The sequence below is a fragment of the Stenotrophomonas sp. PS02300 genome (genome assembly GCF_029959395.1).
GTDB lineage: Bacteria > Pseudomonadota > Gammaproteobacteria > Xanthomonadales > Xanthomonadaceae > Stenotrophomonas > Stenotrophomonas maltophilia_AD.
Window position 1 is genome coordinate 80,252 of sequence record NZ_JASCOP010000002.1, and the last position, 20,006, is coordinate 100,257.

Below are 20,006 nucleotides of genomic sequence, written 5' to 3' on the forward strand. Positions count from 1 at the left end.
ATGGGAGAGATCCACAACAGGCATTGCGCCTGTCGAGGTCTATAAAAGCACCTCGAACATTGATAGTTCGTGAAGGGAGCCAATTAATACTGGGGTGAAACCTAAAACATTCATCGAAGAGTCAGTTTATCGGCCCGCAATGAACCAATTCAGCTTATTCAACGTGATTCAGGTCTCAATGCGCCTCATCCCAGTTATCACCGACCCCCGCATCCACCACCAGCGGCACGCGCAATTGAGCTGAAGACGACATCAGCTCGACCACCTGCGCGCGCAAGGTTTCCAGAAACTCGCTTTCGGTTTCGAATACCAGTTCATCGTGCACCTGCAGAATCATCCGGGCGCGGCCGCCCTGGCCCTGCAGCCAGTCGTCCACCTTCACCATGGCCCGTTTGATGATGTCCGCGGCGGTGCCCTGCATGGGCGCATTGATCGCCGCGCGCTCGGCGCCGGCGCGCAGGCCCTGGTTGCGGGCGTGAATATCGTTCAGATACAGCCGGCGCCCTTCGATGGTTTCCACATATCCCTGGTCGCGGGCCTGCTGGCGCATGCGTTCCATGAAGTCGCGCACGCCCGGGTACCGGCTGAAGTACAGCGCCACGTAATCCTGCGCCTGGCCGCGGTCGATGCCCAGGTTGCGGGCCAGCCCGAACGCGCTCATGCCGTACATCAGGCCGAAGTTGATGGCCTTGGCGGCGTGGCGCTCGTTCGGGGTGACCTCGTCCAGCGCGCGGCTGAACACCTCCGCCGCCGTGGCACGGTGCACGTCCACGCCCTGTTCGAAGGCGCGCACCAGGCCCGGGTCCTCGGACAGGTGGGCCATGATCCGCAGTTCGATCTGCGAGTAATCGCAGGCCAGCAGCTTGTGCCCGGGCGGCGCCACGAAGGCACGGCGGATGCGGCGGCCGTCCTCGGTGCGGATCGGGATGTTCTGCAGGTTCGGGTCCGACGAGGACAGCCGGCCGGTGGCCGCGCCGGACTGGTGGTAGCTGGTGTGGACCCGGCCGGTGTCGGGGTTGACCATCTCCGGAAGCTTGTCGGTGTAGGTGCTGCGCAGCTTGGCCAGCCCGCGGTACTCCAGGATGACCCGCGGCAGCTCGTGCTGCTCGGCGATCGCCTCCAGCGCCTCTTCGTTGGTGCTGGGCTGGCCCTTGGGGGTCTTCACCAGCGCCGGCAGCTTCAGTTCGTCGAACAGCACCGCCTGCAGCTGCTTGGGCGAGTCCAGGCTGAACGTGCGCCCGGCCAGTTCGGTGGCCTTCTGCTGGGCCGCCAGCATGCGCGACCCCAGGTCCTGGCTCTGCCGCCGCAGCTCGGCGCTGTCGATGTACACGCCGTTGGCCTCGATCCGGGCCAGCACCGGCACCAGCGGCATTTCGATGCTGCGGTACACGTTGTCCAGCGCCGCCGATTCCAGCAGCTGCGGGTGCAGCACGCGGTGCAGGCGCAGGGTGATGTCGGCATCTTCGGCGGCATAGCGGCTGGCTTCGTCCAGCCCCACCTGCGAGAACGGGATCTGCTTAGCGCCCTTGCCGGCCACGTCCTCGAACTTGATGGTGCTGTAGCCCAGGTAGCGCATCGCCAGCGAATCCATGTCGTGGCGGGTGGCGGTGGAATTGAGCACGAAGCTTTCGAGCATGGTGTCGTCGTGGTAGCCCTGCACGTTCACGCCATGGCGGCGCAGCACGTGCAGGTCGTACTTGCCGTGCTGGCCGAGCTTCTTCTTGTCCGGGTTCTCCAGCACCGGGCGCAGCGCGTCCAGCACCTGCTGGCGCGGCAGCTGGGCCGGGGCGCCGGGGTAGTCATGGCCGACCGGGATGTAGGCGGCGCGGCCGGGCTCGACCGCCAGGCTGATGCCCACCAGGTTGGCGCGCATGGCATCCAGCGCGTCGGTCTCGGTATCGAAGGCGACCAGCTCGGCCGCCTCGGCGCGGGCCACCCAGGCCTGCAGCTGCTCGGTGGTGAGCACCGTTTCGTAGTCGCCCGGGGCGGACAGGGCCGCATCCGGCACGGGCGCCGGCTCGCTGGCCGCGCCACGGGCGTAGCCGGCGGCGGTACCGCGCAGGCTCACCGGCGCGTCGCTGGCAGCCGTCGGGGCCGGCACCGGGCCGCCCAGTTCCTTCAGCGCCTGGGTGAAGCCGTAACGCAGGTACAGCTCGCCCAGCGCGGGCACGTCCGGGTCGCGCAGGGCCAGCGTCTGCGGGGTGGCATCCAGCGGCACGTCGGTGCGGATGGTGACCAGTTCGCGGTTGAGCGGCAGGCGCTCCAGCGCCGCGCGCAGGTTTTCGCCGATCTTGCCCTTCATGCCGGGCGCGGCGGCCATGACCCCGTCCAGGGTCTGGTACTCGGCCAGCCACTTGGCGGCGGTCTTGGGGCCGCACTTCTCCACGCCGGGCACGTTGTCCACGGTGTCGCCCATCAGCGCCAGCAGGTCGACGATCTGGTCGGCGCGCACGCCGAACTTGTCCATTACCGTGGCATCCGAATCCATGCGGCTGCCGGTCATGGTGTTGACCAGCTCGATGCCCGGGCGCACCAGCTGGGCGAAGTCCTTGTCACCGGTGGAGATGGTGACCGTCATCCCGTCGCGGTGGCCCTGCAGCGCCAGCGTGCCGATCACATCGTCGGCTTCCACGCCGGGAATGCGCAGGATGGTCAGGCCCAGCGCCTCGACGATCTGGCACATCGGCTCGATCTGCGGGCGCAGGTCGTCGGGCATCGGCGGCCGGTTGGCCTTGTAGTCGGCGTACAGGTCATCACGGAAGGTCTTGCCCGGCGCGTCGACCACGAAGGCCACGTACTCGGGTCGCTCCTTCAGGGTGGCGCGCAGCATGTTGACCACGCCGAACAGCGCGCCGGTGGGTTCACCGGCAGCGTTGGTCAGCGGCGGAAGCGCGTGGAACGCGCGATACAGGTAACTGGACCCGTCAATCAGGACTAATCGGCTCATGCGACGATTCTACGCGCCCCGCCGGGGCCATTCCCGGCACCGGCATCACCGGTCATCGGGCATAATCGAGACTCCCCCGACCCAGGAACCATGGCCCATGAAAACTCTGCTGCTGGCTGGCATGCTCGTGTTGGCTGGTTGTGCGACCACCGGTGGTGCGGGCGTGCCCCCGGTCGATGTGAAGGGGGCCGATATCGCCAAGCGGGTCATGGACAACGGCGATGTGATCGAGGAATACCGGGTCAGTGGCCAGCTGCGCATGGTAAAGGTCACCCCGTCGCGTGGCGCGCCGTACTACATGTACGAAGGCAGCCAGCACAGCGGCGTGGACCGGAGCAAGGATGGCACCTCGCCGGTGTACTGGAAGCTCTACAGCTGGTGAGCAGGCCCTGCCGTACCCGATGACGACTCCTGAACGACGCAAGCCCATCGACCCCGCCGCCCTGCGTGCGGGGCTGAATGACGAGCAGCGCCAGGCCGTGGACACCCTGGAGCATTTCGGCTGGTCGCTGCGCTTCGTGCGCCGCCCGCTGTTCCGCGACCCGATCCCGGTGCTGTTCGACCGGGCCGGGGAACGCTACGTGGTGGTGCAGCCCGACGGCAGCCTGGACGAGTCGATGGCGTTGAAGCTGCGCCCGTAGATCACCGGATGACCAGCACCGGCACGGTGCTGCGTGCGAGCACTTCGGCGGTCTGGCTGCCGAGCAGCACCCGGGTCACGCCGCGGCGGCCGTGCGAGGTCATCACGATCAGGTCGCTGTTGCGCTCCATGGCCGTGTCGATGATGCCGTCAGCGGCATAACGGTCCAGCACGTGCACGGTGGTGGCGCGCAGGCCCTGCGCCTCGCAGGCGGCCTTGGCAGGCGCCAGCACCTTCTCTGCGGTCTCTTCGCGGTCGGCTTTGTACTCGGGGCTGTTCATGTAGCCCACGCTCCAGCCCATGGCGTCATACATGCCGACGGCCCAAGGCTCGGAGACAGTGACGATATCGATTTCGGCGTTGAGGTCGCGGGCCAGTTCCAGCCCCTTGAGCAGGCCCTTTTCGGACAGCTCGGAGCCATCGGTGGCAATCAGGATCCGCTTGTACATGGCACGCTCCTTGGAAAAGGCAGTGGGGACACCATTGCACACCCGGCGTGGAGAGCGTGCCTTGAGGCGGATCAATCCGTACGGTCGGCCGGGGCGCCGAGCATGGCCTGCGCGGCGTCGGTGAGTTCCTGCCGGACCCTCGCCGCGCGGTCGGGATCGGCCTGCACCCAGTCGGCGATCTGCACCGGTTCGAACCGCGCCAGCAGGGCGTCGCGGCGGCGGAGCAGGTGTTCGGCCAGCTCGGCGGCCGTGGGCCACGCTGCCCCCGCCTCGCCAGGCAACCCCGGCCAGTGCCGCTGGATGACGGCGATGAGCGCAGGCACCGACAGCTGTTCCAAGCGGTATCCCATTTCGGCAAGCGTGTCCGCCACCGCAGGATCAAGAGCGAGCGGTGGCCGGAACAGGGTGGCGATGCTCTCGGACTGGAACCCGTAGGGCCAGGCGCTGACCTCCTGAAGGGGCCCGGGATCGCTGCACATCGCATCGAAATGACCGACGTTGGTCATATATGCCAACGGAATCGGGAACAACGACGGCGGCCGTTGCGCGATGGCCACCGCCTGGCTGGCAGATTTGGGCAGCATCGCGCCCGTCTGCAGGTCGCGGAAGCCGAGCGGCCCGCAGGAGCCGAAATCCAGCGACATGCCCACCCGCACCCCGTCCCGGAGGGTGTAGCCGAAGTTCTCAAGCCGGTAGTTGAGCTGGTCCCAGTTGCACAGCCAGCGCGAGGCGATGAAATGACGCAGCTGTTCGCAGCGCAGGGGCGCCGGCAACAGGCGGTTCATCGCGTCCAGCGCGTTGAAGCGGCGCTGGTCGTTGGCGGCGTGCTGCCGGGCGTCCTCGCCGCGCAGTGCCCACCACTCGACCCCGGCGTTGTTCATCAGCTTGGCGTTGTCGGATACCGTCTGCACGTGGCCGGCCCGTAGCGCCTCGTAGGCGCTGCGCGCTGAAGGATCGGCCGCCGCGACCAGCGCCGCAGCCGCGTCACTGACCAGGAAGTCGCCCAGATCCTGGAAGTCCGCCTCGAAGCGTGAGCCGACATGCTGGGTGCCGGTCGGCAAGCCCTCGACAGCCGCCACCAGCCCGGTGTCCGGAGCGACCAGCCCGGTGAGCTGGAACAGTTTGCCCAGCGCGACTTCCATGGCGCTGCAATGCGCGTCGGCGGTTGCCTTGACCCGCCAGCGCTCGGCCCCGCGTGTGACGATCACGGCGGGTTGGCTGCCGGGCCCGCGCCAAGGCCGGGTTGTGCAGTCGGCCAGGTCGAGCATCTGCGGCACCTGGGTCGGCGCATTCTGTAGATGTGACAACGCCAACACGGGTAGCGACCCGCGCCGCGCGCGGGCGTCTTCGGGTATGCCGGCGAGGGACGGGAGCGAAGACGTCCGCTGGATCGCGTTGCTGATCAAGGCCCATGCCGGTGCTGGAGTGGGCTCGGACACTAACAGTGTTCCGCTCTCCCACCGCTCGGACTGGTTGCAAAGCTCAGTGCAGCAGCGGCGAACGCCGGCGCGGTGGGTGCGTCCGGGTCACCAGCACGGCCACCGCCGCGACGGCTGCAGCGGTCAGCCAGAAGCCCCAGCCCTGCAGCAGCAGGTCACGCGCGCCACTGGGCGGCGCGCAGCGCATCCGCAGCAGGTCCAGGCTGCCACCGCCGTCCAGGCAGGCGGCCACATGCTCGAACAGGGCCAGTACCGGTGCCGCCCAGCCCGCCGACAGCGTCAGCGCGACCAGTGCAGCCATCAGGTACGGGATTCCCTTGTTCATGTGTGTGCTCCCAGCAGACAGCGCCAGACTCTGGGCGCCTGCCCGGGAGGCCACAAGGAGCACGCGACGAACCGTGTGAAATCCGGGATGAGTCGCGTTTCACCGGGAACGAAGCGGACGCGCCGGGGCGGGGATGACCGCTTCCGGCGCGTGCCAAGGTCCGGGTCAGCGGCTGACCTGGACCCGCCAGCCCTGCCCGGCCGGCGTCCAGTCGAACTCGACCGGCAGGAATTTTTCGATCAGGCGTGCGTTGCTGGCCAGGTGCTCGCTGATCACATGGGTGGTGAAACTGCCGGCACCGGCCAGCGCCATCGGCAGCAGCAGCTGGTCGGACAGGTGTTCGCCCACGCAGCCTTCGCCCTGCAGGTAGTGCTGCACCGCATCGGCCAGGCGCGCACCGACCTGCTCGGCCGACAGCCCGCGTTCGCCGTGCCCGCTGAAGACTTCCACATGCGTGTCGTGGCGCACCCGGACCAGTGCCACGTTTCCGGGCCCCACTGCCGGACGCACGACATGGACGTGACGCGGATGCGCTTCCACGCCGAGGCGGTCGGCCAGTACCTGCAGTTCGCGCTGGCCGATATTGGTCGGCAGGCCCGACATCAACACCTTGGCCTCCACCGACGCCAGCGCGCCGCGCGCGTCGAAGGCGATGTGCTTCAGCGTCGGGCACGGGGTCACGTGTACTTCCAGCATGCCGCCACCGGCAGGGTGGAACCCGTGCTGGCCCAGGGTGAAATCCACCGCCACGCCCATCTTCGCCAGCGCCGGCAGGTAGGCATCGGCAATGAAGTCCGCGCTGGGTGCCAGTGGGTTGTGCGTGCCGCCTTCCAGGCGCAGCCGCGATGGCGACGCCGCCTGCCAGAGCGCAGGCAGCACCGTCTGCAGCACCAGCGAGGCCGAGCCTGCGCTGCCGGTGGCGAAATGATAGTCGCCACCCTGCACCGTGCCCGGCTCGAAGCGCAGCGCGGTCGCGCCAAGCTCCGCGCCGTGCACGGCGGCACTGCCCACTGCGGCCGCCGCGTTCACGGCGGTGAGGTGCTGGCGCATCAGTCCCGGGCGGCGACGGCGCCCGCGGATGTTCTGCATGCTGAAGCCGGTGCCGGTGCACAGGGCCAGCGTGAGTGCCGACCGCAGCAGCTGGCCTCCGCCTTCGGTTCCGTCCAGTTCGATCATGTCCATGTCCGTTTCCTTTTCCTTGCGGTAACTCAACCCTTCACGCAGACCACCTGGCGCAGGGTGTGCACGATCTCCACCAGGTCACGCTGCGCCTCCATCACCGCCTCGATCGACTTGTAAGCCGCCGGCGACTCATCGACCACCTCCGCATCCTTGCGGCACTCCACGTGCGCGGTTGCCTTGGCGTGGTCGTCCACGCTGATCAGCTTGCGCGCCTGGGTGCGGCTCATCACGCGCCCGGCGCCGTGGCTGCAGCTGTGGAAGCTTTCCTCGTTGCCCAGGCCGCGCACGATGAAGCTCTTGGCGCCCATGCTGCCCGGAATGATGCCCAGCTCCCCCTTGCGCGCGCTCACCGCGCCCTTGCGGGTCACGAACACGTCCTTGCCGTAGTGGTGCTCGCGGCTGACGTAGTTGTGGTGGCAGTTGACCGCCTCGGCCGCCGCCTCGAACGGCTTGGTGATCACCGTACGCGCCGCCGCCACCACGTTGCGCATCATGATCTCGCGGTTCATGCGTGCGAAGCGCTGCGCCCAGTCCACCGCGAACACATAGTCGCCGTAGTGCTGGCTGCCTTCGGGCAGGTAGGCAAGGTCCTGGTCAGGCAGGTTGATCATCCAGCGACGCATCTCCTGCTTGGCCAGTTCGATGAAGTAGGTACCAATGGCATTGCCCACCCCACGCGAACCAGAGTGCAGCATGAACCACACGCGCTGGTCCTGGTCCAGGCAGACTTCGACGAAGTGGTTGCCGGTACCGAGCGTACCCAGGTGCTTGAGGTTGTTGGTGTTCTTCAGCTTCGGGTGGCGCTCGCAGATCAGGGCGAAGTCCTGCACCAGCTGCGACCAGCCCTCGACCGCCAGTTCCGGCGGCGTATCCCAGCTGCCTTTGTCGCGCCCACGACCCACGCTGCGGCCATGCGGCACCGCGCGCTCGATGGCAGTACGCAGCCCCGCGAGGTTGTCGGGCAGGTCGCTGGCAGTAAGGGTGGTACGGGTAGCGATCATGCCGCAGCCGATGTCCACGCCAACGGCGGCCGGCACGATCGCGCCGATGGTCGGCACCACCGAACCCACCGTCGCGCCCTTGCCCAGGTGCACGTCGGGCATCACCGCGATCCAGCGGTGGATGAAGGGCAGGCGCGCGATGTTCTGCAGCTGCTCGCGTGCGGCATCTTCCAGCGGTACGCCGCGCGTCCACAGGCGGATCGGCACCGCGCCCGGCTCCTGGATGACATCGTGATTGTGAGTGGTGTGGTTCATGCGGTCGTCCTTTGCATCAAGAATAAGGTGCAGTGACAAGAAGGGCGGGAACTTCCGGGGGTCGAACCCGGGCCCGAAGGCAATCCATGTAGTTCCAGCAGCATTCACTGCGTGAAGCGGGTGCCGGCGCTGCGACAAAAGTGGGGGAACGTCCTGCTCTACCCCTGAGCTACCGCCGTGTTGCCACGACGAGCGGGATTCGAACCCGCGACCTGGAGCGTGAAAGGCTGTAGTTCCCCCGGCATTCGCACTGCCGGCATTGAAGCGATGATTGCTGGGCCCTGCCCGGCTGGCCCCATTGCCAGCCGGGCAATCCCTGGCGACGTCCTGTCGCCTTACAAGGCCGTTTCCTGGATGCGCTGCACCCAGCCCGAGCCTGCGTCCTTCGCGATGGCGACCTGCCCGAGCAGGTCGAACACCGCATCACTGAATCCACCAATGTGCAGCACGTCCTCGCGCTGCACGGTCTGGCTGCTGGCCACCGGCTGCAGGTCGATGCAGACCAGCTGCGCCTGCGGGCAACGCTGCTTCAGCGTGGCCCACTCGCGCATGGTTTCCGTCGCTCCGTCGCGGCGGGTGTCGCGCCAGCTTTCGTTGTCTGACACCAGCACCAGCAGATCCACCTGGGCGCGTTTGGCATTGAGGTAACGCAGCGGTGCACTGACCGCCGTGCCACCGCCATTGATGGCCAGCTGGCGGGCCAGGGTCATCACGCTGTCGCGCGGGTTCAGCCGGATCGGCCGCACCTCGGTGTCGAACGGCAGTACCTGTGCCTGGGGCTGTCCGCGCAACACGCACGCGGCAATCAACGCCGCCACGTCCACGCAGGTGACCGCGGTGGAGGCGCCCTTGCGGTAGCCGGTCACCGGCACCTGCATCGAGCCGGACACGTCCACCGCCACCACCACCCGGCCCGGCAGCACCGGTACCGATGCCGTGGCGATCTCCATGGCGTCCTGCAACGCGTCCAGGATCGGCCGCGGCAGCCCGCCTGCGGCGCGGTAGGCCATCATCAGCTGGTACGGCAACACCCGGGCGCGGCGGACCTGTGCGGGATCGCGCAGCCGTGCGGCCACCACCTGCACCATTGCCTCGTCCTGGAACACCCCGTGCCGGGCGAACGTGTTGAGGTTCATGCGCAACGACTGCCACGAGGCATTGCGGGCCAGCATCGACCATTGGGCAACATCCAGCTCCAGCGTGCTGTAGTACTGGAACGGCAGGTCCGGCGGCATGCCAAGCGGCGCGCGCTTGAAGGCCTCATAGGCCTGCAGCAGCGGCGGCAGCCGCGACGGCTCGTACGGACGCCCCACCACCCAGGCATACAGCGCCTCACGCTCGGCATCGGCCGGCTTCGGGTGGACCATGCGGATGATGTCAGCCAGCGACGGCTGGTTGCCGATCGCGGCGCGCACCACGGTCTCCGCCGATGCCTGCTGCAACCACTGGCGCACCAGGCGCTTGGGCAGCGAGCCCAGCGACCGACGCCCCACCTGACCGCTGCGCATGATCTGCACGAACGTGCGCAGCTGGCGGCCGTTGTCCACCACCTTCGGGAACGCCGCCGCGAACGCCTCCGGGTCACGCAGGCTCAGCATGGCCAGCAGCAGCACCGGCATGTCCTTCATGTGCGCCATCTGGCGGGCGTACACCGCGGTGCGGGCCACGAAACGCGGTTCGACCTGTGCACTCAGCGCCAGCACCTGCTGCAGCTGCGCCTGGGCATCGCTGTAGAAGGTGCTGTTGAGGCAGCCGGTGCCCGCGTACAACGCCAGCGCCGCACGCGGGTCGCGGCGGTAGGCAATGCCGCCGGCATCGTTGCGCGTGTCTGCCGGCGGCAGCACGGCGCTGCGTATCCGGGAGAACAGGGAGAAGTTGGCCATGAGGTGAGGTCCTGGGCGGGAACAGCCCGCGTCGTGTCTTGCCAGGGATAGAGCAATGGCCGTGCCAACTTTCGCCTGATGCGCCCAAGCGTTTGATTTATCGCGTTTTTATTGATTTCATGGCTTCTTGAGCGCGACCCGGAACCGCCACATTGATATAGTTGCCGCGCGCAATATATACGGACGTATAAATGAAAAAGCGGCAGGTAGTCTTTGGCATGCTCGGCACCCAGCTCGACGCCGGCACCGGCCCGGCGCGCTGGCAGAAATGGCGGCCCACGGTGGCCCTGGGGATGCACGAGGATTTCGTGCCGGACCGGATCGAGCTGCTGCTGGATGAGCGCCGCTTCGCCAAGCTGGCCGAACAGGTCTGCGAGGACCTGCAGCGCGTGGCCCCGTCCACCGAGGTGCGCCGGCATGACATCTACATGGCCGACCCGTGGGAGTTCGAGGGCGTGTATGCCTGCCTGCATGACCTGCTGGCCGGGTATCCGTTCGCGCCGGATGAGGAGGACTACTTCATCCACATCACCACCGGCACCCACGTCAGCCAGATCTGCTGGTTCCTGCTGACCGAAAGCCGGCACTTTCCCGGTCGGCTGCTGCAGACCTCGCCACCGCGCAAACAGGCGGTGGGCGACCCCGGGACGTACGCGCTGATCGACCTGGACCTGTCGCGCTATGACCGCATCGCGCAGCGTTTCGCCCAGCAGCAGCTGCACGACCGCGACCTGCTGAAGGGTGGTATCGCCACCCGCAACAGCGCGTTCAACCGGATGATCGAACAGATCGAAACGGTGGCCTCGCGCTCACGCGCACCGATGCTGCTGATGGGGCCCACCGGCGCCGGCAAGAGCCAGCTGGCCAAGCGCGTGTTCGAGCTGAAGAAGCACAAGCACCAGCTGCCGGGCCGGTTCGTCGAGGTGAACTGCGCCACCCTGCGCGGCGACGGCGCGATGAGCACGCTGTTCGGGCACACCAAGGGCGCCTATACCGGTGCCTCCAGTGATCGCGCCGGCCTGCTGCGCTCGGCCCACCAGGGGCTGCTGTTCCTGGATGAGATCGGCGAACTGGGCCAGGACGAACAGGCGATGCTGCTGCGTGCGCTGGAAGAGAAGCGGTTCCTGCCGGTCGGCAGCGACCGCGAAGTGGAGAGCGACTTCCAGCTCATTGCCGGTACCAACCGCGACCTGCAGCAGGCCGTGCTCGCCGGCCGCTTCCGCGAGGACCTGCTGGCGCGCCTGAACCTGTGGACGTACCGGCTGCCGGGCCTTGCCCAGCGGCGCGAGGACATCGAACCCAACCTGGAGTTCGAGCTGGAGCGCTGGTCACGTGAACAGCACGAGCGGGTGCGCTTCAATGTCGAAGCGCGCACGCGCTACCTGGCGTTCGCCACCAGCCCGGAGGCCGAATGGCGTGGCAACTTCCGTGACCTCGGCGCATCGCTGATGCGGCTGGCCACGCTGGCCAACGCCGGCCGCATCCAGACCGAAGGCGTGGACGAGGAAATCGCGCGGCTGCGTGCGCAGTGGACCGACGACACCGGACGCTCGCCGCTGCATGCGCTGCTCGGCGAAGCGGTCAACGAACTGGATCGTTTCGACCGGGTCCAGCTCGAAGACGTGGTACGGGTCTGCGCCCGGGCCAGATCATTGTCGGCCGCCGGGCGCGAGCTGTTCGCGGTGTCACGCACCCAGCGGGCCAGCACCAACGATGCCGACCGCCTGCGCAAGTACCTGGCGAAGTTCGGGTTGGATTGGGAAACCGTGAGCGGACGTTCGCCTCAGGCGATCTGAACCACCCGCGCGCCCTGGCACAGCGGGTAGGTTGCCACCAGCTCGGCAATGCGCTCGCGCAGGGTCTCGAACGAGGCGCCGTACAGGTACAGCGCCGTCTCGCTCGGGCCCTGCCACCAGCTGCAGACTTCGCCGTGGCCGTCGATGCGCTCGACGATCTGGTCGAACACGTAGTTCGAGTCGCACTGCTCGTAGACCTCGTCGGGCAGGTCGGTGCCATTGAGGTACAGGCCCAGGCCTTCGGTGATGCCGAACGATACATCGGCTTCGCCTTCGCGCTGGATCAGCGAGCCCTTCGGGGCGCCGAGCTGTTCGAGCAGTTCGATGACGGTCGGCAGCGCAGCCGGGTCGTGCAGCTGGACTTCCAGGTCACCGTATTCCACTTCGCCTTCGTCGGTCAGCGCGGTGCCACCGCCCATGATTTCGCCGATGCCGGCTGCTTCAAGCATCGCCTCGAGCGGGTCTTCGAACAGCTGCAGGCGGTGCTCGGGCTGGAGCCGGGCGTTGAGTTTGACGTTGATGGCGACGGGGGTGGTGGACATGGGGATACCTGGAAATGGATGCGGGAATGGGTTTACGGCAGGTGTGGCGTGACCTTCTTCTTCAACAGTGCCACCAGCTCCGACTGCATGAAGTCGTAGTCGTCCGGGATATCCAGGCAGACCACCCGCTTCCCGTTCAACCACTGCCGGTACCGGGTGGCCAGCCGCGTGCGGTGCGCCCGCTCCATCACGAAGATGACATCCGCCCACTGCAGCAGCTCAGGGCTGACTGGCACATCTGCATCGGCCAGCACGCCGGCCGACGCGGTTTCCACGCCGGGCCAGTCGGCGAACACCTGCTCGGCGGTGGGGCTGCGCAGGCGGTTCTGGCTGCAGAGGAAGAGCACATGGCGGGTCATCCGTGACACGCCCGGTCAGATCACGGTGAGGTTGGCGTAGGCCATCACCAGCCACTTGCTGCCGGCCTCGGCGAACTCCACCTGCACACGCGCGTGTGCGCCGCTGCCTTCGTAGTCGGTGACCATGCCTTCGCCGAAGCGGGCGTGGGTGACCATGGCGCCCAGCTTGAGCGGGGGCGCTTCCAGCGCAGCATGGCCGGCCGGGCGGCTGGCGCCGAGCGAGGCGCCACGCGAGACCTGCACCTTGGGGCGCACTTCGTTGAGCAGCTCACGCGGGATCTCGCGCAGGAAACGCGAGGGCACGTTGTAGTTTTCCTGGCCGTGGATGCGGCGCGATTCGGCGTAGCTGAGCACCAGCTTCTGGCGCGCGCGGGTGATGCCCACGTAGGCCAGGCGGCGCTCTTCTTCCAACCGCCCGCTTTCTTCCAGCGAACGCGCGCTCGGGAACAGGCCGTCTTCCATGCCGGCCAGGAACACCAGCGGGAATTCCAGGCCCTTGGCCGAATGCAGCGTCATCAGCTGCACGCCCTCCTCACCCGCCTGGGCCTGGCCTTCGCCGGCTTCCAGCGAGGCGTAGGACAGGAAGGCGACCAGCTCGCTCATGGTCTCGCCGGTTTCCTCGATGTCGTCCTCGCGCCGGGTGAAGCGCGAGGCCACCGAGACCAGTTCGTCCAGGTTGTCCGCGCGCGATTCCGAATCCAGCGCGTTGCGGCTTTCCTTGGACCAGTGCTCGCGCAGGCCCGAGCGGATCAGCACGTGGTCGATGCGCTCGGCCAGGGTCATCTCGCCGGCTTCGGCATGCAGCTGGTTGACCAGGGTGAGGAAGCCGGCCAGCGCGTTGCGCGCGCGGGCGGCCAGCTCGTTGCCCTGGGTGGTGAGCATGGTGGCTTCCCACAGCGAGATCGCCTGGGTGCGCGCCAGCCGGCGCACTTCGTCCAGGGTGCGGTCGCCGATACCGCGCGTCGGTGTGTTGACCGCGCGCTCGAAGGCGGCGTCATCGTTGCGGTTGGTCATCAACCGCAGGTAGGCCAGCGCGTCCTTGATCTCGGCGCGCTCGAAGAAGCGCATGCCGCCGTACACGCGGTACGGCACCTGTTCGGAGAGCAGCGCTTCTTCGAATGCACGCGACTGCGCGTTGCTGCGGTAGAGCACGGCGGCATCGCCATAGCTGCCGCCATCACGCACCCACTGGCGCGCGCGCTCGACCACGTAACGCGCCTCGTCCATTTCGTTGTAGGCCGCGTACAGGTCGATGGGGTCGCCATCGCCACTGTCGGTCCACAGCTCCTTGCCGATCCGGTCCGGGTTGTGCGCGATCACCGCATTGGCCGCGCCCAGGATGTTGGCGCTGGAGCGGTAGTTCTGCTCCAGGCGCACGGTCTGCGCGCCGGGGAAATCCTTCAGGAAGCGCTGTACGTTCTCGACCTTGGCGCCGCGCCAGCCGTAGATGGCCTGGTCATCGTCGCCGACCACGAACACGTGGCCGCTGTCGCCGGCCAGCACGCGCACGAAGGCGTACTGGATGGCGTTGGTGTCCTGGAACTCGTCCACCAGGATCTCGCGGAAGCGCGAGCGGTAGTGGGCCAGCAGCGCCGGGTTGTCGCGCAGCAGTTCGTGCGCGCGCAGCAGCAGCTCGGCGAAGTCGACCAGGCCGGCGCGGTCGCAGCGCTCCTGGTAGGCGGCGTAGGCCTGGCGCATGGTTTCCAGCCAGGCATCGTTCGGCTCGGGCTGGATGTGCTGCGGCCGGCGGCCCTCGTCCTTCTGCTCGTTGATCCACCACGCGATCTGCTTGGGCGGGTGCTTGCTGTCGTCGATCTCCAGCTGCTGCACCACGCGCTTGACCAGCCGCAGCTGGTCGTCCGAATCGAGCACCTGGAAGCTGTCGGGCAGCTTGGCTTCCTGGTAGTGCAGGCGCAGCAGGCGATGGGCCAGGCCGTGGAAGGTGCCGATCCACGCGCCACGGCTGCCCTGCGGCAGCTGCACGTCGATGCGGTGGCGCATCTCGCCGGCGGCCTTGTTGGTGAAGGTCACCGCGAAAATGCCATGGGTGGGCACGCCGCAGACTTCATTGAGCCAGGCGATGCGGTGGATCAGTACGCGGGTCTTGCCGGAACCGGCACCGGCAAGCACCAGATGGTGGCCAGGCGGGGCGGACACAGCTTCGCGCTGAGCGGGGTTGAGCCCGTCGAGCAGGTGGGAGACATCCATGCGCTCATTTTACCCCGCCCGCCGCCCCACGGGGGCCGGCCAGCCAACCGGTAGGTCACGACCGTGGGTCGTGACCCGACGCCGCCATGGCGGCCTGTTGCGCCTGAATCCGAAGCTCAGGAATGGCCAGGCTCTCCCACAAGGTGCCGATGCGCAGGCTGCCCACCACCTGCAGCCCCGGCTGCGGTCTGCCCTGCCCATCGCGCACGACGCCGGCCGCATCGCTGTCCAGCCCCAGCCCATGCGGGCCGGGGCGCGCATGGCCATCGGCCAGCAGCTGCTGCAGCAGCGGGTTGCGCATGGCCAGCGCGCGGGTTTCCACGCCGGTGGCGTTGATGACCGCGCCTACGTTCAGCGGCTGCATGCCGCCCTGCGGCCCGTGCGCGTGCAGCTGCAGCGTACCGTCCAGCACCAGCAGCGCATCCAGCCGCGCACGGTGGCGCTGCAGCTGGCCCGATTGCTCCAGTTCCGCCAGCTGCGCATGCACCGTTTCGGCAATGCGGTGGCGGTGCACGTCCCAGTAGCGCACCACGTGGCGCAGGAAACGGCGCTGGTCAGCGGCATCGAGTCCCTGCCACAGCGCCTGGCCCAGAGGACGGATGCGGTCCATCACGCCCTGCCACGGAATGCCCTTCGCCGCCGCGTCGCGCCCATGGCCGCGCAGCGCGCGCATGCGGGCGCGCAGTGGCATCGCCAGCAGCGGCTGCGGATCGAACTTGGCGATGCCGCCGTGCGCGTGTGGCAGCGGCAGCAGTGCGTGCCGCGACAGCACGTGGATGCGGCCGCGGTGACCCGCCGTGGCCAATGCCACCACGCTGTCGGCCATGCTCAGGCCCGAGCCGATGATGGCCACGTCACCATCGCCGGCCAGCAGGCGTACGCCGTCATAATCCCACGCATCGACCACACGGCCGTGCGGCAGGGCCTCGGCGCCGGGCGCGGGCAACGGGCGCATGCTGTTGCCGCAGGCCAGTACCACCTGCGGCGCTTGCCACTGCCCACCGTCGGCCAGCAGCAGTGTGTGCAACGGCGTACCCGGCACCAGGGAAACGATCGGAGCGTGCACCACCTGCAGGTTCGCCGGGCTCTGCGCCTCGGCGTCGGCAAGGCGATGCTGCAGGTACGCCGCGTAATGGCGGCGCGGAACGAAGGTCTCGGTCAGTGCATCGCGCGACAGGCCGGGCAATGCGGCGGCCTGCAGCAGGTAATCGACGAAATCGGCCGGCTGCTCGGGCAGGCCGCTCATCTTGCCGGCCGGCACGTTGAGCAGGTGCTCCGGCCACGGCGTGGCGTAGGCGATGCCTTGGGCCAGCGTGGACGCGGGCTCGAACAGGACCACCTGCAGCGGCGCCGTGGCGCTGCGCAGCGCGTTGAGCGCGACCAGCACACCGGCCGCACCGCCGCCGATGATGGCCAGGTCGGCCTGGAGCATGGGTTCGGAGTCGGTCATGGCCGCATTGTAGGACATGCGCCCGCAACGCCCCGTGCGCTACATCAGCGCATCGGCCAGCCGTGCGATGCCTTCGCGGCTGCGTCGCCACGCGGGCCGCAGCCGCCACGCCTTCAGGTCGAGCTGGCGCGACTGCCGCAGGTAGTCGTCTTCGATCTCGATCAGCTGTCGCACCAGCCCCCGGTCGTAGCAGAGCATGCCGATTTCGGCGTTGAGCGCGAACGAGCGGATGTCCAGGTTGATCGAGCCGACCAGCGCGATGTCCTCGTCCACGGTGAGGTGCTTGGCATGCAGGAAATGCGGCTCGTACAGCGCCACGCGCACGCCGGCGCGCAGCAGTTCGTCGTAGTACGCCTCCTGCGCCCAGGCGGTGAGGTGCTGGTTGTTGCTGGCCGACAGGATCAGCTGCACCTGCACCCCCGACAGCGCGGCGATGCGCAGCGCGCTCAGGGTGGCCTCATCCGGCACGAAGTACGGGGTGACCAGCACGATGCGGCGGCGTGCGAGGTGGATCAGCGCGTTCACCGCATCGCGCGCGTTGCTGAAGGGGTAGGCCGGGCCGCTCGGCAGCAGCTGGGTGGGCACGTCGTCGGCGCAGACCGGTTCGACCATCATCACTTCCAGGCGCTGGCCTGTTTCCATGTACCAGTCGCTGGCGAACACCGCCTCCAGGTGCGCCACCGCCGGGCCACGCACCCGCGCCACCAGTTCGCGGTTGGGGTAGCCGGGCACGAAGCCGGGCTGGGCCAGGTTCTGCGAGCCGATGTAGCCGACCCGGTTGTCGATCACCGCGATCTTGCGGTGGTTGCGCAGGTCCATGCGCCCGCTGCGGCGCCAGCGCAGCCCGCCGGGCAGCATGGCGCGCACGTCCACGCCCAGCGCCTGCAGGCGGTGCCGGTAGCGGCGCAGGCCGCGCTTGGCGCCCACCGCATCCAGCAGCAGGCGGCAGTGCACGCCACGCGCGGCGGCGCGCTGCAGGGCCTGCACCACTGCTTCGCCCACCGCGTCGTCGAACATCAGGTAATACAGCAGGTGCACGCGGTCGCGCGCCTGGTCGATATCGTCGATCAGCGCCTGCAGCGAGGCGTCGTAATCGGTCAGCAGCTCCACCGCGTTGCCGTGCACCGGCATGAAGTCGCCCTGGCGCTCGATCAGCGGCACCATTTCGGCGGTGGCGGTATCGGGCACCGGATTCCAGCGCAGCGGCGGCTGCAGCGCCTGCTCCTCGCGGATCACCTGCGAGGCCTCGGCCTGGCGCTGCACGCGCTGGCGCGACAGCCAGGGGTGGCCGAACAGCAGGTATAGCGGCAGGCCCAGCAGGGGCACGAAGCCGACCAGCAGCAGCCAGCTGCGCGCGGCGCCGGGCGTGGTGCGGCTGGGAATCCAGAACAGCGCGGCCAGCCGGATCAGCCAGTCCAGCATCAGCAGCCATGAACCCAGCAGCCATTCGAACAGCATCGGTTCGCCCGTTTGGGGGTGTGCCGGCATTCTGCCATGGCCGGCGTGCACGCCCCCGGAAACGAAAAAACCCGCCGTGAGGCGGGTTCTTCCTTGGCCATCGAGCAACCCCGTGAGGGATTACTTGATCTTGCCTTCCTTGTACGGGACATGCTTGCGCACGACCGGATCGTACTTCGAGAATTCCATCTTCCCGGGGGTGTTCTTCTTGTTCTTGTCGGTCGTGTAGAAGTGACCGGTACCGGCGGTCGAAATCATACGGACCTTATCGCGCTTGCCTGCCATGATCGTCTACTCCTCAGACCTTTTCGCCGCGCGCACGCAGCTCAGCCAGAACGGAATCGATGCCGTTCTTGTCGATGGTGCGCAGTGCATGCGCGGAAACACGAAGCTTGACCCAGCGGTTTTCGCTGGCGACCCAGAAGCGGCGCTCGTGCAGGTTGGGCAGGAAACGACGACGGGTCTTGTTGTTGGCGTGCGAGACGTTGTTACCCGTCTGCACTCGCTTGCCGGAAACTTGGCATACGCGGGACATTGCGCACCTCGATGAAAGTATGTGTCAGCCCATAGCCCGGGCGACGGCGGCCTCGACGGTTTCCCGCCACACGTCATGAGAATCAAAGGGTTACGCTGACAAGGGCAGACCGGATGACGTGTTCCCGGCCGCCAATCCGGACAAATCCGGACACAGCGAGCCGCGCATTATGCCGGAGCCGCCCCGTGGGTGCAAGTTGTCCACAACCGACCTGGCCAGCAGTGGCTGAACGGCCTGCCCCTCCCTGCACGCCACGGTCGCAGCGGCTGGCGATACTGGCCCTCTACCCGGGAGGATGTCATGCGGCTGCTGGCGGTGACCTATGGAACAGAAGGCGACACCCGGCCGCTGGTGATGCTGTGCCATGGGCTGCAGGCGGCTGGACATGAGGTGATGGTGCTGGCCGAGGGTGGCACGCTGGGCAGCGCGCAGGCGCTGGGCGTTCCGCATGCGGCGCTCGAAGGCGACATCCACGACGAGGTGGTGGCGCTGGTGTCGCGGGGCAACGACATGGCTGCGGCATCGCGCGGGCTTGCGCGGATGGCGCAGCGGCATGTGCCGGCGTGGACGCGGCAGGCCGATGCTGTCGCGGCTGGGTGCGATGCGGTGTTGACGGGCGGGCTTGCCGCCTTCGTGGGCATGACGGTGGCCGAGCACCACGGGGTGCCGGCCATTGGCACCGGGATGATTCCGCTTACCCCGACGCGTGCATTCCCCTCCCCGTTCCTGCCACGGCTGCCGCTGCCTGGCCTGCTCAACCGGCTCAGCTACGGGCTGGTCAACCAGGCGGTGTGGCGGACCTTCCGCGCACCCATCAACGACGCACGGCGGGCGCTGGGCATGCCGGCGCGACGATCGCTGTGGCGCGATCTTCCGATGCTGTATGGCATCTCGCCGAGCCTGATGCCGCCGCCTGCGGACTGGCCGGCCAATCACCATGTGTGCGGGCAGTGGCGTGCGCCGGATGCGGACTGGCAGCCAACACCGGAACTGCAGGCCTTTCTCGATGCGGGCCCGCCGCCGGTGTATGTGGGATTTGGCAGCATGACCGGATTTGATCGCAACACGGTATTGCCTGCGCTGCTGGCGGCACTGGCACCACGCCGGGTGCTGCTGTTCCCGGGGTGGGCAGGCCTTCCAGACGGTCCGTTGCCAACAAACGTATTCGTCATTGGTCCTGTTCCGCACGAAGCGCTGTTCCCACGCTGTTCGGCGGTGATCCATCACGGCGGCAGCGGCACAACGCATTCGGCATGCCGCGCAGGCGTGCCGTCGTTGGTGATGCCGTTTGCGGCAGATCAGTTTTTCTGGGCAGCGCGATTGCAGGAGATGGGCGTCGCTGCCGAACCTCTTTCGCCAAAACGCCTGGACACCGAGACGTTGGGGCGTGCGATTGCCGTTGCCGATCATGCGGACACGCGGGCACATGCAGCTGCGTTGGGACGGGCCATGGCGACGGAGGATGGCGTGGCGAAGGCCGTTCGGCTTATCGAGCACGCGCAACGCCCGACCAACGGTCGGGCGCTACCCGGGTGAC

18 protein-coding genes are annotated in these 20,006 nt (G+C 67.8%); 4 read left to right on the forward strand and 14 right to left on the reverse strand.

What is annotated here, in order from left to right; all coding sequences use genetic code 11:
- Nucleotides 1-175 precede the first annotated feature (175 nt).
- Nucleotides 176-2,947 carry a DNA polymerase I gene (gene polA, locus QMX79_RS01060; protein WP_282243510.1) on the reverse strand — a complete coding sequence of 924 codons (2,772 nt, stop codon included), beginning with the start codon at nt 2,945-2,947 and terminating at the stop codon, nt 176-178.
- A 97-nt stretch (nt 2,948-3,044) separates the two neighbouring features.
- Here polA and QMX79_RS01065 point away from each other — a divergent pair, with 97 nt between their 5' ends.
- Nucleotides 3,045-3,329, forward strand: coding sequence for a DUF2782 domain-containing protein (locus QMX79_RS01065; RefSeq protein WP_282243515.1), 285 nt, complete (start codon nt 3,045-3,047; stop codon nt 3,327-3,329).
- A 19-nt stretch (nt 3,330-3,348) separates the two neighbouring features.
- Nucleotides 3,349-3,588 carry a hypothetical protein gene (locus QMX79_RS01070; RefSeq protein ID WP_068854463.1) on the forward strand — a complete coding sequence of 80 codons (240 nt, stop codon included), beginning with the start codon at nt 3,349-3,351 and terminating at the stop codon, nt 3,586-3,588.
- Between the two features lies 1 nt (nt 3,589).
- Here QMX79_RS01070 and QMX79_RS01075 read toward each other — a convergent pair whose 3' ends face one another.
- The 6 genes from QMX79_RS01075 to QMX79_RS01100 all read right to left on the reverse strand — a co-directional run bounded on the left by QMX79_RS01075 (nt 3,590) and on the right by QMX79_RS01100 (nt 10,121).
- The gene (locus QMX79_RS01075; protein ID WP_068847830.1) at nt 3,590-4,036 is read right to left on the reverse strand and encodes a universal stress protein; all 447 of its coding nucleotides are present in this window, start codon (nt 4,034-4,036) and stop codon (nt 3,590-3,592) included.
- A gap of 71 nt (nt 4,037-4,107) precedes the next feature.
- The gene (locus QMX79_RS01080) at nt 4,108-5,304 is read right to left on the reverse strand and encodes a hypothetical protein (protein WP_282243522.1); all 1,197 of its coding nucleotides are present in this window, start codon (nt 5,302-5,304) and stop codon (nt 4,108-4,110) included.
- 214 nt (nt 5,305-5,518) lie between these two features.
- Complete coding sequence (locus QMX79_RS01085) at nt 5,519-5,800, reverse strand: hypothetical protein (protein ID WP_282243524.1); 282 nt, start codon at nt 5,798-5,800, stop codon at nt 5,519-5,521.
- 165 nt (nt 5,801-5,965) lie between these two features.
- Nucleotides 5,966-6,982, reverse strand: a complete 1,017-nt coding sequence (gene rtcA / locus QMX79_RS01090) for an RNA 3'-terminal phosphate cyclase (RefSeq protein WP_282243526.1) — start codon at nt 6,980-6,982, stop codon at nt 5,966-5,968.
- Nucleotides 6,983-7,008: 26 nt separating this feature from the next.
- Nucleotides 7,009-8,238 carry an RtcB family protein gene (locus QMX79_RS01095; protein ID WP_093532634.1) on the reverse strand — a complete coding sequence of 410 codons (1,230 nt, stop codon included), beginning with the start codon at nt 8,236-8,238 and terminating at the stop codon, nt 7,009-7,011.
- Nucleotides 8,239-8,573: 335 nt separating this feature from the next.
- Nucleotides 8,574-10,121: a VWA domain-containing protein gene (locus QMX79_RS01100; RefSeq protein WP_282243531.1), complete on the reverse strand. Its 1,548-nt coding sequence runs from the start codon at nt 10,119-10,121 to the stop codon at nt 8,574-8,576.
- A 191-nt stretch (nt 10,122-10,312) separates the two neighbouring features.
- On the opposite strand from QMX79_RS01100, the gene rtcR reads away from it, so the two are divergent.
- Nucleotides 10,313-11,917, forward strand: a complete 1,605-nt coding sequence (gene rtcR / locus QMX79_RS01105) for an RNA repair transcriptional activator RtcR (protein WP_282243533.1) — start codon at nt 10,313-10,315, stop codon at nt 11,915-11,917.
- Here rtcR and QMX79_RS01110 read toward each other — a convergent pair.
- The 7 genes from QMX79_RS01110 to rpmB form a co-directional block, all read right to left on the reverse strand.
- The gene (locus QMX79_RS01110; RefSeq protein ID WP_282243535.1) at nt 11,905-12,459 is read right to left on the reverse strand and encodes a hypothetical protein; all 555 of its coding nucleotides are present in this window, start codon (nt 12,457-12,459) and stop codon (nt 11,905-11,907) included. The genes rtcR and QMX79_RS01110 overlap by 13 nt on opposite strands.
- 32 nt (nt 12,460-12,491) lie before the next feature.
- Nucleotides 12,492-12,818, reverse strand: a complete 327-nt coding sequence (locus tag QMX79_RS01115; RefSeq protein ID WP_282243537.1) for a low molecular weight protein tyrosine phosphatase family protein — start codon at nt 12,816-12,818, stop codon at nt 12,492-12,494.
- Between the two features lie 15 nt (nt 12,819-12,833).
- Nucleotides 12,834-15,026, reverse strand: coding sequence for a DNA helicase II (gene uvrD, locus QMX79_RS01120; protein ID WP_282243539.1), 2,193 nt, complete (start codon nt 15,024-15,026; stop codon nt 12,834-12,836).
- A 55-nt stretch (nt 15,027-15,081) separates the two neighbouring features.
- On the reverse strand, nt 15,082-16,494 hold the full coding sequence (locus tag QMX79_RS01125; RefSeq protein ID WP_282243541.1) for an FAD/NAD(P)-binding protein: 1,413 nt from the start codon (nt 16,492-16,494) through the stop codon (nt 15,082-15,084).
- A gap of 21 nt (nt 16,495-16,515) precedes the next feature.
- Nucleotides 16,516-17,934, reverse strand: a complete 1,419-nt coding sequence (cls, locus tag QMX79_RS01130) for a cardiolipin synthase (RefSeq protein ID WP_068847847.1) — start codon at nt 17,932-17,934, stop codon at nt 16,516-16,518.
- A 120-nt stretch (nt 17,935-18,054) separates the two neighbouring features.
- Nucleotides 18,055-18,222, reverse strand: a complete 168-nt coding sequence (gene rpmG, locus QMX79_RS01135) for a 50S ribosomal protein L33 (protein WP_170272460.1) — start codon at nt 18,220-18,222, stop codon at nt 18,055-18,057.
- 10 nt (nt 18,223-18,232) lie between these two features.
- Nucleotides 18,233-18,469 (reverse strand): 50S ribosomal protein L28, encoded by a 237-nt coding sequence (gene rpmB / locus QMX79_RS01140; RefSeq protein ID WP_005411638.1) that lies wholly within the window; start codon nt 18,467-18,469, stop codon nt 18,233-18,235.
- Nucleotides 18,470-18,769: 300 nt separating this feature from the next.
- Here rpmB and QMX79_RS01145 point away from each other — a divergent pair, with 300 nt between their 5' ends.
- Entirely contained in the window at nt 18,770-20,005 is a 1,236-nt protein-coding gene (locus QMX79_RS01145) for a glycosyltransferase (protein WP_282243547.1), read from the forward strand.
- Nucleotide 20,006 lies beyond the last annotated feature (1 nt).

Coding starts and splice junctions, on each gene's coding strand:
- polA (WP_282243510.1), bottom strand. CDS start 2,947: ATGAGCCGATTAGTCCTGATTGACGGGTCCAGTTACCTGTATCGCGCG.
- QMX79_RS01065 (WP_282243515.1), top strand. CDS start 3,045: ATGAAAACTCTGCTGCTGGCTGGCATGCTCGTGTTGGCTGGTTGTGCG.
- QMX79_RS01070 (WP_068854463.1), top strand. CDS start 3,349: ATGACGACTCCTGAACGACGCAAGCCCATCGACCCCGCCGCCCTGCGT.
- QMX79_RS01075 (WP_068847830.1), bottom strand. CDS start 4,036: ATGTACAAGCGGATCCTGATTGCCACCGATGGCTCCGAGCTGTCCGAA.
- QMX79_RS01080 (WP_282243522.1), bottom strand. CDS start 5,304: ATGCTCGACCTGGCCGACTGCACAACCCGGCCTTGGCGCGGGCCCGGC.
- QMX79_RS01085 (WP_282243524.1), bottom strand. CDS start 5,800: ATGAACAAGGGAATCCCGTACCTGATGGCTGCACTGGTCGCGCTGACG.
- rtcA (WP_282243526.1), bottom strand. CDS start 6,982: ATGGACATGATCGAACTGGACGGAACCGAAGGCGGAGGCCAGCTGCTG.
- QMX79_RS01095 (WP_093532634.1), bottom strand. CDS start 8,238: ATGAACCACACCACTCACAATCACGATGTCATCCAGGAGCCGGGCGCG.
- QMX79_RS01100 (WP_282243531.1), bottom strand. CDS start 10,121: ATGGCCAACTTCTCCCTGTTCTCCCGGATACGCAGCGCCGTGCTGCCG.
- rtcR (WP_282243533.1), top strand. CDS start 10,313: ATGAAAAAGCGGCAGGTAGTCTTTGGCATGCTCGGCACCCAGCTCGAC.
- QMX79_RS01110 (WP_282243535.1), bottom strand. CDS start 12,459: ATGTCCACCACCCCCGTCGCCATCAACGTCAAACTCAACGCCCGGCTC.
- QMX79_RS01115 (WP_282243537.1), bottom strand. CDS start 12,818: ATGACCCGCCATGTGCTCTTCCTCTGCAGCCAGAACCGCCTGCGCAGC.
- uvrD (WP_282243539.1), bottom strand. CDS start 15,026: ATGGATGTCTCCCACCTGCTCGACGGGCTCAACCCCGCTCAGCGCGAA.
- QMX79_RS01125 (WP_282243541.1), bottom strand. CDS start 16,494: ATGTCCTACAATGCGGCCATGACCGACTCCGAACCCATGCTCCAGGCC.
- cls (WP_068847847.1), bottom strand. CDS start 17,934: ATGCTGTTCGAATGGCTGCTGGGTTCATGGCTGCTGATGCTGGACTGG.
- rpmB (WP_005411638.1), bottom strand. CDS start 18,469: ATGTCCCGCGTATGCCAAGTTTCCGGCAAGCGAGTGCAGACGGGTAAC.
- QMX79_RS01145 (WP_282243547.1), top strand. CDS start 18,770: ATGCGGCTGCTGGCGGTGACCTATGGAACAGAAGGCGACACCCGGCCG.